Annotated in this window: 11 protein-coding genes; 5 read left to right on the forward strand and 6 right to left on the reverse strand. The window is 71.9% G+C overall.

What is annotated here, in order from left to right; all coding sequences use genetic code 11:
* Positions 1-106 precede the first annotated feature (106 nt).
* From ACGFZK_RS04030 to ACGFZK_RS04040, 3 genes are read right to left on the reverse strand one after another with little or no spacing between them, the layout of a single operon-like run.
* The gene (locus ACGFZK_RS04030) at positions 107-853 is read right to left on the reverse strand and encodes a succinate dehydrogenase/fumarate reductase iron-sulfur subunit (RefSeq protein WP_030011685.1); all 747 of its coding nucleotides are present in this window, start codon (positions 851-853) and stop codon (positions 107-109) included.
* Positions 850-2,859 (reverse strand): fumarate reductase/succinate dehydrogenase flavoprotein subunit, encoded by a 2,010-nt coding sequence (locus tag ACGFZK_RS04035; RefSeq protein WP_393847237.1) that lies wholly within the window; start codon positions 2,857-2,859, stop codon positions 850-852. Before ACGFZK_RS04035 ends, ACGFZK_RS04030 begins: the two co-directional genes overlap by 4 nt.
* 2 nt (positions 2,860-2,861) lie before the next feature.
* Positions 2,862-3,566: a succinate dehydrogenase gene (locus tag ACGFZK_RS04040; protein WP_393847238.1), complete on the reverse strand. Its 705-nt coding sequence runs from the start codon at positions 3,564-3,566 to the stop codon at positions 2,862-2,864.
* A gap of 95 nt (positions 3,567-3,661) precedes the next feature.
* Between ACGFZK_RS04040 and ACGFZK_RS04045 the strand changes: the two genes are divergently transcribed.
* Positions 3,662-4,540 carry a LysR family transcriptional regulator gene (locus ACGFZK_RS04045; protein WP_393847239.1) on the forward strand — a complete coding sequence of 293 codons (879 nt, stop codon included), beginning with the start codon at positions 3,662-3,664 and terminating at the stop codon, positions 4,538-4,540.
* 43 nt (positions 4,541-4,583) lie between these two features.
* Here the strand turns inward: ACGFZK_RS04045 and ACGFZK_RS04050 are convergent, their stop codons facing one another.
* Complete coding sequence (locus ACGFZK_RS04050; RefSeq protein ID WP_393847240.1) at positions 4,584-5,264, reverse strand: TetR/AcrR family transcriptional regulator; 681 nt, start codon at positions 5,262-5,264, stop codon at positions 4,584-4,586.
* Between the two features lie 106 nt (positions 5,265-5,370).
* Here ACGFZK_RS04050 and ACGFZK_RS04055 point away from each other — a divergent pair, with 106 nt between their 5' ends.
* Positions 5,371-6,444, forward strand: coding sequence for an FAD-dependent monooxygenase (locus ACGFZK_RS04055; RefSeq protein ID WP_393847241.1), 1,074 nt, complete (start codon positions 5,371-5,373; stop codon positions 6,442-6,444).
* 58 nt (positions 6,445-6,502) lie between these two features.
* Here ACGFZK_RS04055 and ACGFZK_RS04060 read toward each other — a convergent pair whose 3' ends face one another.
* Both ACGFZK_RS04060 and ACGFZK_RS04065 read right to left on the reverse strand, forming a co-directional pair.
* Complete coding sequence (locus ACGFZK_RS04060) at positions 6,503-8,740, reverse strand: putative bifunctional diguanylate cyclase/phosphodiesterase (RefSeq protein ID WP_393847242.1); 2,238 nt, start codon at positions 8,738-8,740, stop codon at positions 6,503-6,505.
* Complete coding sequence (locus tag ACGFZK_RS04065) at positions 8,737-9,585, reverse strand: SAM-dependent methyltransferase (RefSeq protein WP_393847273.1); 849 nt, start codon at positions 9,583-9,585, stop codon at positions 8,737-8,739. Before ACGFZK_RS04065 ends, ACGFZK_RS04060 begins: the two co-directional genes overlap by 4 nt.
* Before the next feature lie 874 nt (positions 9,586-10,459).
* Here ACGFZK_RS04065 and ACGFZK_RS04070 point away from each other — a divergent pair.
* The 3 genes from ACGFZK_RS04070 (at position 10,460) to ACGFZK_RS04080 (ending at position 12,202) form a co-directional block, all read left to right on the forward strand.
* Positions 10,460-10,609 (forward strand): hypothetical protein, encoded by a 150-nt coding sequence (locus ACGFZK_RS04070; RefSeq protein WP_393847243.1) that lies wholly within the window; start codon positions 10,460-10,462, stop codon positions 10,607-10,609.
* 39 nt (positions 10,610-10,648) lie between these two features.
* The gene (locus ACGFZK_RS04075; protein ID WP_393847244.1) at positions 10,649-11,419 is read left to right on the forward strand and encodes a hypothetical protein; all 771 of its coding nucleotides are present in this window, start codon (positions 10,649-10,651) and stop codon (positions 11,417-11,419) included.
* 204 nt (positions 11,420-11,623) lie between these two features.
* Complete coding sequence (locus ACGFZK_RS04080; RefSeq protein WP_393847245.1) at positions 11,624-12,202, forward strand: hypothetical protein; 579 nt, start codon at positions 11,624-11,626, stop codon at positions 12,200-12,202.
* The last annotated feature ends 110 nt before the right edge of the window (positions 12,203-12,312 follow it).

Below are 12,312 nucleotides of genomic sequence, written 5' to 3' on the forward strand. Positions count from 1 at the left end.
CGGGGCGCGGCGCGGTGTGGGCCGCGCCGGTCAGCCGATCGGCGCAGGGGCGGGGCGGGCGCGGGGCGGGGGGCAGGTGCGGGCGGCGCAGGGCGTGGACCCGGGATCAGCGGGGACCCTTGCGCACCGCCCGCAGCCACTCCTTGTTCATCGCGGCGATCGACGGCAGCGGGATGCCCTTCGGGCAGGCCGTGGCGCACTCGCCGGTGAGGGTGCAGCCGCCGAAGCCCTCCTCGTCCATCCGGGCCACCATGTCCAGCACCCGGGTCTCGCGCTCCGGGGAGCCCTGCGGCAGGACGTTCAGGTGGTTGACCTTGGCGGAGGTGAAGAGCATCGCGGAGCCGTTGGGGCAGGCCGCCACGCACGCGCCGCAGCCGATGCACTCGGCGTGCTCGAAGGCGAAGTCGGCGTCGGCCTTGGGTACGGCGGTGGCGTGCGCCTCGGGGGCGGCTCCGGTGGGGGCGGTGATGTAGCCGCCGGCCTGGATGATCCGGTCGAAGGCGCCGCGGTCGACGACGAGGTCCTTGACCACGGGGAAGGCGGCGGCCCGCCAGGGCTCGACGTCGATGGTGTCGCCGTCGGCGAAGGACCGCATGTGGAGCTGGCAGGTGGTGGTGCGTTCCGGGCCGTGCGCGTCGCCGTTGATGACGAGGCTGCAGGCGCCGCAGATCCCCTCGCGGCAGTCGTGGTCGAAGGCGACCGGGTCCTCACCGCGCAGGATGAGGTCCTCGTTGAGGGTGTCGAGCATCTCCAGGAAGGACATGTCCTTCGAGATGCCGTCGACCTCGTACGAGGCCATGTGGCCGGGGGCGTCGGCGCCGCGCTGGCGCCAGACGCGCAGGGTGAGCTTCATGCGTAGCTCCGCTGGGTGGGGTGGACGTACTCGAAGACGAGGTCTTCCTTGTGCAGGACGGGGGCGGCGCCGGTGGCGGTGAACTCCCAGGCGGCGGCGTAGGAGAAGGCCTCGTCCTGGCGGGCCGCCTCGCCGTCGGGGGTCTGGGACTCCTCGCGGAAGTGGCCGCCGCAGGATTCGGCGCGGTGGAGCGCGTCGAGGCACATCAGCTCGGCGAGTTCGAGGTAGTCGACGATGCGGTTGGCCTTCTCCAGCGACTGGTTGAACTCCTCGCCCCGGCCGGGGACCTTGATGCGGCGCCAGAACTCCTCGCGGATCTCCGGGATGCGGTCGAGCGCCTTGCGCAGCCCTTCCTCGCTGCGGGCCATTCCGCAGTACTCCCACATGAGTTCGCCGATCTCTCGGTGGAAGGAGTCGGGGGTGCGGTCGCCGTCGACGGCGAGCAGTCGCGTGAGGCGTTCACGGGTCTCGTGCACGACCGCCACGGCCTCGGGGTGGGTGTCGTCGACGGCGTTCCGGTGCGGGTGGCGGGCCAGGTAGTCGTTGATCGTGGAGGGGAGCACGAAGTAGCCGTCGGCGAGGCCCTGCATGAGGGCGGAGGCGCCGAGGCGGTTGGCGCCGTGGTCGGAGAAGTTGGCCTCGCCGATGGCGAAGAGGCCGGGGACGGTGGTCTGGAGGTCGTAGTCGACCCACAGGCCGCCCATCGTGTAGTGCACGGCGGGGTAGATCCGCATGGGGACCTCATACGGGTTCTCCGCGGTGATCCGCTCGTACATGTCGAAGAGGTTGCCGTACTTCTCGGCGACCTTGTCCCGGCCCATGCGGCGGATGGCGTCGGCGAAGTCGAGGTAGACGCCCTGGCCGCCGGGTCCGACGCCGCGGCCCTCGTCGCAGACGTTCTTCGCGGCGCGGGAGGCGATGTCGCGGGGCACGAGGTTGCCGAAGGAGGGGTAGATCCGCTCCAGGTAGTAATCGCGCTCCGCCTCGGGGATGTCGGCCGCGGCGCGGGTGTCGCCCTTGGCCTTGGGGACCCAGATGCGGCCGTCGTTGCGCAGGGACTCGCTCATCAGGGTGAGCTTGGACTGGTGGTCGCCGGTGCGCGGGATGCAGGTGGGGTGGATCTGGGTGAAGCAGGGGTTGGCGAAGTACGCTCCGCGCCGGTGCGCCCGCCAGACGGCGGTCGCGTTGGAGTTCATGGCGTTGGTGGAGAGGTAGAAGACGTTGCCGTAGCCGCCGCTCGCCAGCACCACGGCGTCGGCGTAGTGGGTGGAGATCTCGCCGGTGATCAGGTCGCGCGCGACGATGCCCCGGGCCACTCCGTCGACGACGATCAGGTCGAGCATCTCGGTGCGGGCGTGCATCTCGACGTTGCCCGCGGCGATCTGCCGGGAGAGTGCCTGGTAGGCGCCGAGGAGGAGCTGCTGGCCCGTCTGGCCGCGGGCGTAGAAGGTGCGGGACACCTGGACGCCGCCGAAGGAGCGGGTGTCGAGGAGGCCGCCGTACTCGCGGGCGAAGGGGACGCCCTGGGCCACGCACTGGTCGATGATCTCGACGGAGATCTGGGCGAGGCGGTGGACGTTGGACTCGCGGGCGCGGAAGTCGCCGCCCTTGACGGTGTCGTAGAAGAGGCGGTGCACCGAGTCGCCGTCGTTGCGGTAGTTCTTGGCGGCGTTGATGCCGCCCTGGGCGGCGATGGAGTGGGCCCGGCGCGGGGAGTCGGAGAAGCAGAACTGGACGACGTGATAGCCCTGTTCGGCGAGTGTCGCGCCGGCCGCCCCGCCCGCCAGGCCGGTGCCGACGACGATGACGGTGTGCTTGCGGCGGTTGGCCGGGTTGACGAGCTTCGCCTCGAAGCGGCGGCGGTCCCAGCGGTCCGCGATCGGTCCTTCGGGGGCCTTGGTGTCGGCGACGGGATCGCCGGTGGTGTAGCCGGCGTAGCCGGGGTGCTGCTTGTGGGCGGGCTGCTCGCGGTCGTGCTGCCCGCGGTCGTGCTGGTGTGCGCTCATGGTCAGTTCACCACTCCGGTCATGACGGCTAGGGGGACGGACACGAAGCCGGTGAAGAGGACGAGGGCCAGGCCGTTGGCCAGGAACTTCAGCGTCCGCTCGCGGCGGGCGTTGCCCGCGCCGAGGGTCTGCGCCGCGCTCCAGAAGCCGTGCCGGACGTGCAGGCCGAGGGCGGCCATCGCCACGATGTAGACGGTGTTCCCGTACCAGGTGGAGAAGGTGGACAGGACGTTCTCGTACGGGTGGCCGGCCCAGGCGCGCTCGTTGACGGTGAGCGTGGTGAGGTCGAGCAGGTGCCAGACGATGAACAGGCCGAGGATGACCCCGCCCCAGCGCATGGTGCGGGTGGCGTAGCTCGCGCGGCGGCGCTTGTGGGCGTACTTCACCGGGCGGGCCTTGATGTCGCGGCGGCTGAGCTGGTACGCGGACACGGCGTGGGCGACGACCGCGGCGAGCAGCCCCACGCGGACGATCCACAGGGCCCACTCGTGGTGCAGGAAGGGCGAGCCGAGGGTGCGCAGCCAGTGGGCGTAGCCGTTGAACTCGTCCGCCCCGAAGAAGATCTTGAGGTTTCCGAGCATGTGCACGACCAGGTAGCCGAGCATGATCAGGCCGGATACCGCCATCACGGACTTCTTACCGACGGAGGAGTCCCAGATCGTTCGTGTGGTGGACGGCCGTCGATCCGTCCGCGTTGCCAGAGCCATGTCCTCGACGGTAAGGACGAAGGTCCCGAAAGGTCCAAGACATGATGGAGCTGATATCGATAGAGAATGGCTATCGAGGGCGTTAACCTGGGCGGATGCAGTTCCAGCAGCTCCTGTACTTCGTGGCCGTCGCCGAGACCCGGCATTTCACCCGGGCCGCGGAGCGGGTGCACGTGGCCCAGCCCTCGCTTTCCCAGCAGATCAAGGCGCTCGAACGGGAGCTCGGGGCCGAGCTGTTCAGCCGGGCGCGGGGCAACATCACGCTCACCGACGCGGGTGAGACGCTGCTGCCGCTGGCCCGGCGGATCCTGGCGGACGCGGACACCGCGCGGCTCGAGGTGCAGGAACTGGCGCAGCTGCGCCGCGGGCGCGTCCGGCTGGGTGCCACGCCCAGCATCTGCACGGGCCTGCTGCCGGATGTACTGCGGGCCTTCCACGACGCGCATCCGGGGATCGAGCTGCTGATCGAGGAGAGCGGATCGCTCGACCTCGTACGGGAGCTCGCGCGCGGCGCCCTGGACCTCGCGCTGATCGCGCTGCCGCTGCCGCCGTCGGCCCCGGCCCTGACCACGGTGGAACTGCTGACGGAAGACCTCGTGGTGGTCTCGTCCGCCGAGCGCCCGGCGCCCGGCGGGGACGGCGAGCTGACCATCGCGGGGCTGCGGGACGAGCCGATGGCGATGTTCCGGCACGGCTATGACCTGCGCGAGCTCACGGTGGCGGCCTGCCGCGCGGAGGGCTTCGAGCCGGCCTTCACCGTGGAGGGCGGAGAGATGGACGCGGTCCTGGGCTTCGTCCGGGCGGGGCTCGGTATCGCGGTGGTCCCGGCGATGGTGGTGGACCGCGCCGGCCCGGGCCTGCGGGTGACCCCGCTGGCGGGATCCCCGCTGCGCCGCACGATCGCCCTGGCGCACCGCACCGACGTGGCTCCCCCGCGCGCGGCCCGCGAGCTGAAGCGGATACTGATCGGCTGACGGGGCAGCGGCGGGGCCGCCCGCACCGCGTGCGCAGCGGCGGTCATGCGGAGGGTGCGACCGGGGTCGGGGCCCTGCCCGCGGGCGGGGCCGCGGGCAGGGCCCTGTCCAGTCCGTCGGCCACCATCGCGAAGGCCTGGTCGGCATCGGCCACCGCGGCCTCGTAGGCCTCGTCGGCGCTCTGGCCGGAGTCGATCCGGCGCCAGTTCTCCCGGCCCAACTCGTGGCGGACCGCCACCAGATGTATCGCCGCCAGGCGGGCGGCGAGCGGGGTGACCGCCTCCGCCTCGAAGACGGCGGCGAGCAGCTCCACCTCGCGGTCGGTGTAGTGGCCCAGCCGGGTCTGCAGGCTGGCGGTGCTGTAGAGCAGCCTCGCGAAGGCTTTCACGTTCGGGTGGTCGCACAGCCCGGTGATGGGGTCCCGCTCGGCCAGGGCCGCCAGGAAGTGCTCGTGCACCGCGCCCACCGGCGTGCGGCCGGCGGGCCGCTCGCGCACGATGCGCGCCGCCTCGTCCTGATGGTCGGCGAACCGGTCGAGCAGCAGGTCCTCCTTGCTCGGGAAGTACCGGAAGAGGGTGGGCTTGGAGACCTCGGCCGCGGCGGCGACGTCAGCCACCGATACGGCGTCGAAGCCCCGTTCCAGAAAGAGCTCGAGCGCCGTGGCCGCCAGCCGGTGGCGCGTACGGAGCTTCTTGTTCTCGCGCAGTCCCGTCGTGTTCTCCATACCGCAGAGCGTAGCACGGATTCGTGACCGGGTTATTTTTGTAACCGGGTTGCTTTTTTGGTGGGGAGCCGCTTTCCTTGAGGCAACGACGAAGAGAGGACATCCGATGACCGATGTACTGATCGCCGGCTCCGGCCCCACCGGACTGACGCTCGCCTGCGACCTCGCTCAGCGCGGAATCGCCGTGCGGGTCATCGACCGGCGCACGGAGCCGCACCGCGAATCCCGGGGCAAGGGACTGCTGCCGGGCAGCCTCGAGATCTTCCAGGAGCTCGGGGTGCTCGAAACCCTGGCCGCCACCGGCAGTGGGAGCGTCGTCCTGCGCAAGTACTTCGACGGGGAACACATCAACGACACCCCCACCGCAGCAGGGCTGCTGATCGGGCAGTGGCAGATCGAGGAGGCCCTGCGCGACCGGCTCGCAGAGCTGGGTGTGCGGGTCGAGTACGGAGCGGAGCTCGCCGCGATCACCCAGAACGAGGCCGGGGTACGGGCGGAGCTGGCGGACGGCACCGTGATCGGGGCGCGTTATCTCGCCGGGTGCGACGGCGGGCGCAGCACCACCCGCAAACTGCTCGGCATCCCCTTCGAGGGCAGTGGTGAGGAGGAGCCCGCGATGGTCCTCGGGGATGTCGGCGCCCCCGGGCTCAGCCGGGACGTGTGGCACCAGTGGTTCACCTCGGAGGGCAGCGGAATACTGCTCTGCCCGATGCCGGGGACGGACTCCTTCCAGCTGCAGGCCTCGCCCGAGCGGGACGAGCAGGGCGAGCCGCTGCCACCCTCGCTGGAGAGCTTCCAGCGGCTCTTCGACCGCCATGCCCGGGTGCCGGGGATCCGGCTCACCGATCCCACCTGGATCTCGGCCTGGCGGGTCAACGTCCGCATGGCCACGCGGATACGGGAGGGCCGGGTCTTCCTCGCCGGAGACGCCGCGCACGTGCAGCCCATAGCAGGCGGGCTGGGCATGAACACCGGGATCCAGGACGCGGCCGCCCTAGGCCGGACGCTGGCCGCCGCCCTCACCGGGCCCGCCGGGGAGGAGGTGCTCGACCGGTACCAGCAGGAGCGACTGCCTGTGGCCGCCGAGGTGCTGGCCGACACGGCGGAGCGGTACGAGCGGGTCCGGGCGGCCGTCCGGACCCCCGGCCAGGGGACGGAGGTCGGCATGGAGCGCGCCTGAGGCAGGCCGGGCCGCCTCGGGCCCGGCTCCGGTCTCCCGCCTCCGGACGGGGCAGCGGTCAGGAAGGTGTGGGCACCGCGTCCGAGAGGGAGAGGGTGTGGATGCGGTCGGGGGCGCCCGGCCGCGCGTAGTACCAGCCCTGTGCGGTGTCGCAGCCGAGGGCGCGCAGCTGGGCGGCCTGGACTCCGGTCTCCACGCCCTCGACGGTGACGGCGAGTTCGAGGCTGTGGGCCAGGGCGACGATCCCCTCCACGATCTTGACGTCGACCGGGTTGGCGGGCTGCTGCTGCATCCCCTGGGTGAAGGAGCGGTCGAGCTTCAGGACGCTGACCGGCAGCCGCCGCAGGTTGGCCAGGTTCGAGTAGCCGGTGCCGAAGTCGTCGAGCGCGATGTCCACACCGAGGGCGGCGAGCCGGCGCAGCGGCTCCAGGAGTTCGTCGTCGGCCCCTATCAGGGCCGATTCGGTGACCTCCAGGCAGAGGGCTCCCGGGGCGAGGCCGGACTTCTCCAGCACCGCCACGGTGTCGGCGACCAGGCCGGGGTGGTGCAGCTGGGTCGGCGAGAGGTTGACGTTGATCCGCAGGGCCGAGCCTCCGTGCTGACGCTGCCAGATGCGGGCCTGGCGGACGGCCTCCTCCAGGACCCAGCGGCCGAGCGGCACGATCAGCCCGGTCCGTTCGGCGAGTGGGATGAAGCGGTCCGGGCCCAGGACCCCGTACTGCGGGTGCGACCAGCGCACCAGCGCCTCGGCCCCGTGCACGCTGCCGTCACGCATGTGGACCAGCGGCTGGTACTCGATGAAGAACTCGCCGCGTTCCAGTGCCGCCGGCAGGGCGTTGGTCAGGCCGTGGCGGGTGATCGCGCGGGCGTCGGCCTCGGCGTCGGCGAATTCGAAGCGGTTGCCGCCGGCCGCCTTGGCCCGGTACATCGTGATGTCGGCGCTGCGCAGCACCTCCGCCGCGGTGCGCTCCTTGGCTCGGCCCTCGACGATGCCGATGCTGCCCCGGACCGTCAGTTCCCGGCCCTCGAGCCGGATCGGCGTGGACAGGGCGGTCAGGATGCGGACCGCGAGGTCGGTCACCTTCTGCTCGGTGTCGGCGCCCGTGGTCAGGGCGACGAACTCGTCACCACCGAGCCGGGCGACGACCTCGCCGGGTCCGGTCGCGCAGCTCTGCAGCCGGTCGGCGACTTCCACCAGCAGCCGGTCCCCCGCAGAGTGGCCGAGGCTGTCGTTGACCGCCTTGAAGCCGTCGAGGTCCAGGTAGCACAGGCCGTAGCGGTCGCCGCCGGCTCCGCTGAGGGCCTTCTCCAGCCGTTCGAAGAACAGCGTCCGGTTGGGCAGGCCGGTCAGGGCGTCGTGGGTGGCCTCGTAGCGCAGGCGCAGGTTCAGCAGCCGGCGTTCGGTGGTGTCCTCCATCAGCGCCAGCTGGTACTGCGGCTTGCCGGAGGCGTCGCGCAGCAGCGACACCGTCAGGTTGGTCCACAGGACGGTGCCGTCGTGCCGGTAGTACGGCTTCTCCACGCGGTAGCTCTCGCGCTCGCCGCGCACCAGCTCGCCGTACATCCGCCAGACGTGCGGTGTGTCGTCGGGGTGGCCCCACTCGCTGACGTTGCGGCTGCGGACGTGCCCTTCCAGGCCGCCGAACATCTGCAGCAGGGTGTCGTTGACCTCCAGGACGTTCCCGTCGAGGTCGGCGATGCCGATGCCGACGGCCGCGCCCTCGAAGACCGCCCGGAAGCGCTCCTCGCTCGCGTGCAGGGCCTGCTGTGCGTCGGTGCGGGCGGTGAGAGCGGAGCGCGCGATGGCCTCCTGCTCCCTGAGGGTGCGCTCGCGCAGGGCCCGGGCGTATCCCGCCGCGATGCCGTGCTGGAGCCGGGCGCAGCGGGACCGGTACTCCTCGGTGCCCCCCACGCCGGAGCCCTCGGGTCCGTCCGGGCCGCAGTAGAGCACCAGGTACGACTCGATCACGCCGAGGGTGCCGGCCAGGGCCTCGGGGTCGGTGCAGTGCACGGCGACGAGTTCCGCCCCCACCTGCTGGGCGACCGAGGCGTCGAAGGGCCGGGCCCGCAGGGCATCGGTGAGCGTCCGGGTGAGGGGCAGAAGGTGCCTTTCGAACTCGGTGCGGGTCAGCGAGGTGGCCGTGACGGGGAAGATCGCCCGTCCCCAGATCGTCGCGAAGCGGGCGATCCGGTCCTCGATGCCGCCGTGCGGGGCCGCCGCGGGCGCGGTGGCCGGCGCTGCGACGGGCGCCGCCGGGGCGCTGGGCGCGCCCGCCGTCTGTGCCTGAAGTCTCACGCCTTGCGTCCCACGCCGCCGAAGCCCGAGAAGGCGTAGGGGTCCTCCGGCGTCTCTGCGTCCTCCGCGTCCTGCGCGTTCTCCGGACGGTCTGCCCGGTCCGGCCGCCAGTCGGGCATGGACACGAGGCCGGGCTCCAGCATCTCGAACCCCTCGAAGAAGCCGCTGATCTGTTCCCCGGTGCGCATGACGAGGGGGTTGCGGATCTCCCGGTAGACGCCCACGGTGCCCCCCGCCACCTCCTGGGTGAGCGGGATCCCCTCGTACGAGGCGTGCGTGAGGATCAGCAGGCTGCCGGGCGCCAGCGCGTCGCGCAGCTCGGCGACCGCGGCGTACGGGTCGTCCGAGTCCTCCAGGAAGTGCAGGACGGCAACGAGCAGCAGGGCGACCGGCCGGCCGAGGTCGAGCAGCCGGCCCACCTCGGGGGCGGCCAGGATCTCCTTGGGCTTGCGCAGGTCGGCGGCGACGATGCCGGTGTGGTCGTCCCCCGTGAGGACGGCGCGGCTGTGCGCCACGGCCACCGGGTCGTGGTCGACGTAGACGACGCGGGCCTGCGGGCTGGCTGCCTGGGCGATCTCGTGGACGTTGCCGAAGGTGGGGATGCCGGAGCCGATGTCGAGGAACTGCGTGACGCCCTCGGCGACGGCGTGCCGCACGGCGCGGCGCATGAATGCCCGGTTGGCCTGCATGATCTTGGGCAGTCCCGGCATGAATTCCATGGCGCGGCGAGCCGTCTGGCGGTCGACCTCGAAATTGTGGGACCCGCCCAGGTAGTAATCATAGATGCGGGACACGCTCGGCACCGATATGTCGATGCCTGGCGGGGCCCAGGCGGGGCGCTCCATCGGGGTCTCCAAGCGTTGGTCCTGCGGTCGTCCGTCCGAGGTCGGACTCCTGTCCGAGCCGAATGTACTGATCATTTCCCAACAGGGCGAGCAAAAGCGGAAATTGGCGATCCGTTCTTCGTCACACACCAAAGGCGCCGCCACACCGCGCGGAGGAATGAGCGATACCGACAAGTCCCTTATGGGAATTGATCGGTGGGCGATCGGACACTCTACGCCGCCGACCCAAGAGTGGCTCAAACCCTTCCGGTCGGCAGTCCACCCGTTCAGGCGAACCGGGGCCGAGCCTCGCGTGCCCGGGCGCGCGCGGGCCCATGCTCCCGGGGTGAACAGAGCCTGTGCCAGGCGCCTGCTGGCAGTCCCGGTCCTGCTGTGGGCGGCCTTGTCCGCCACGCCGGCCGTGGCTGATAGCCGCGCCTACGCAACGACCGACTCCGGCGACGGCCCGGCCGCCACCGTGGTCGCCGCGGTGGCCGGCGGCAGCAACCGCGGACGCGGCCCGCGTGGCGGACATCACGGTGACGACCAGGGCTCCGACCACGGGAAACGCCGTGGCGGCGGCCATGGCGGGGGTCATCACGGCCACCCCCACTGCCCGCCGCCGCCGCCCCCTCCGCCGTGCCCGCCGAAGCCGCCGCCGCCAACACCGCCGCCCCCGCCGACGCCACCTCCGCCGCCGCCGCCGCCGGCCAAGCCCACACCGCCCCCGAAACCCACGCCTCCACCACCGCCACCGCCCAAGCCGGTACCGAAGCCCGTGCCGAAGCCGGCCCTCCCCGAACCGCCCCCGCCGAAGCCGGCACCACCGCCGGCCCGCGTGGTCAGGGCTCCCGCACCGCCACCACCCGCACCACCGACCCCACCCGCCCCAGAGGTGAAACCCGCACCGCGGAAACCGGTGGCCCGCCCCGCGTATCACGCCGCGGCCCGCAAACCCGCCGAGCACCACATCTCGCCGGTGACATTCACGCTGATGACCGCCGCTCCCGCGGTGCTCGCGATCGTCGCGCTGCGCCCCCGCTAGCGCTTCTTCCGCCCCACCAGTAACCGATTGGGAGTCATCTTGTCGGAATGGCTCGTCCTGTCCATCGCGATGGCCGCGGCTTGCGCCGTGGTGCTGTCCATCGCCTTCTTCAACCACCGCAGGATCGGCGACGACGACGATCCGAACGAGACCCCCGACGTCATCGAGTACATGACGATGATGATCGGGGTGATCTACGCGATCGTGCTGGGCCTCGCGATCGCCGGAGTCTGGGAGGGCCGCGGGGCCGCCCAGGAATACGTGCGCCAGGAGGCGCAGGCCCTGCACGAGATCAGCGTGCGCTCCGAGGTCTACCCGGCCGAGGTGCGCAAGAAGATCCGGTCCGATGTCGACGCGTACGTGACCCACGTGGTGGACACGGAGTGGAAGCGGATGGCCGACCACGGCGAGCTGACCGAGCACGGCGGGGAGCTGCTGGAACGTATCCGCCGGGACGTCACCGACTACGAGCCGCAGACCGACCACGAGGGGCAGGCGTACCAGCCGCTGGTCGACCAGGTCGCGGTCGCCGACGACGCCCGCAGTGCGCGCGGCGCGAGTGCCGGGGCCACCATGCCGGGGGTGGTGTGGTTCGGGCTGATCGTCGGCGCCCTGGTGACCGTGGGACTGATCTTCACCCTGCAGATCCGGCGGTCGTTCCGGGAGATGCTGCTGGCCGGTCTGTTCAGCGCCCTCATCGCGTTCCTGCTGTTCCTGATCTGGGACTTCGACGCACCGTTCGGGCGGGGCATCTCCGCCACCGCCGAACCGTTCCTCGCCCAGTTCCCCCACCTGGACCTCGGGGGCTAGGGAGGGGGTGCCTCTTCCGGATCAGGCGCCCGCAAACCGGGGACGGGCCTCCCGTCCCCGGTTCGGCCCAGAGCCATGCCCCATTCGCCCGTTCCTGATCGCGGGCCCCCGCACCCGGACCTAGCGTGTCGGACATCGAGGCGCACGACCCCCCACGTGCGGAAACCGTTCCGCGGCTGCTCCTCGGGGATCCGGAGAACAACCATGGGTGCGATACGTACCTCCGCCACCGCCCTGCTGAGCGCCGGCGCCACGGGCGCCGTACTCGCGCTCGGCGCCCTCGCCGTGCCCTCCGCGACCGCGGCCGAGGCCCAGCCCACCATCACCTCGTTCGGCTTCACCCTCACACCTTCGACCGTCGCCCCCGGGGGGCAGACGGTCCTCGCGGTCAGCCGGTGCAACGCCGCCTACGCCACCGCCTCCTCCGGGGTCTTCGACACCGTGAGCATCGCGCGGGGCCAGACCGTACGGGTCACCGTGGACCGCGACGCCCGGCGCGGCGCCGTCTACTCCGTCTCCTTCACCTGCAACGGGGAGACCGGCTCGGCCGATCTGACGATCGCCGGTGGCACGACCACGCCGACCACAAGCTCCACCCGAACCGCCACGGGCGCGGCCGCCGCTGCGACCCCGTCTTCCGCCCTCGGTGTGCGCGGCGGCCTGGGCGGCAGTGTGGCCGGCATGGATCCCGTGGAATTCGGCGCCGGCGTCGGCCTGTTCCTCGTGGCCGCGGGCGGCACCGTGTTCGCCCTGCGCCGCCGGAGGTCCGACCGTAGCCACTGAACCCACCGGGCATCCCCCGCTACCGCCGGGGGGGGCCCGGGGGCGGGGGGGGGGCGGGGGGGGGCGGGGGGGGGGGGGGGGGGGGGGGGGGGGGGGGGGGGGGGGGGGGG

The sequence above is a fragment of the Streptomyces sp. NPDC048257 genome, from assembly GCF_043201855.1.
Lineage (GTDB): Bacteria > Actinomycetota > Actinomycetes > Streptomycetales > Streptomycetaceae > Streptomyces.

What these genes read in the sequence shown, in the direction of transcription:
- ACGFZK_RS04045 (WP_393847239.1), top strand. Translation starts at nt 3,662, where the DNA reads ATGCAGTTCCAGCAGCTCCTGTACTTCGTGGCCGTCGCCGAGACCCGG.
- ACGFZK_RS04030 (WP_030011685.1), bottom strand. Translation starts at nt 853, where the DNA reads ATGAAGCTCACCCTGCGCGTCTGGCGCCAGCGCGGCGCCGACGCCCCC.
- ACGFZK_RS04035 (WP_393847237.1), bottom strand. Translation starts at nt 2,859, where the DNA reads ATGAGCGCACACCAGCACGACCGCGGGCAGCACGACCGCGAGCAGCCC.
- ACGFZK_RS04055 (WP_393847241.1), top strand. Translation starts at nt 5,371, where the DNA reads ATGACCGATGTACTGATCGCCGGCTCCGGCCCCACCGGACTGACGCTC.
- ACGFZK_RS04080 (WP_393847245.1), top strand. Translation starts at nt 11,624, where the DNA reads ATGGGTGCGATACGTACCTCCGCCACCGCCCTGCTGAGCGCCGGCGCC.
- ACGFZK_RS04040 (WP_393847238.1), bottom strand. Translation starts at nt 3,566, where the DNA reads ATGGCTCTGGCAACGCGGACGGATCGACGGCCGTCCACCACACGAACG.
- ACGFZK_RS04065 (WP_393847273.1), bottom strand. Translation starts at nt 9,585, where the DNA reads ATGGAGCGCCCCGCCTGGGCCCCGCCAGGCATCGACATATCGGTGCCG.
- ACGFZK_RS04050 (WP_393847240.1), bottom strand. Translation starts at nt 5,264, where the DNA reads ATGGAGAACACGACGGGACTGCGCGAGAACAAGAAGCTCCGTACGCGC.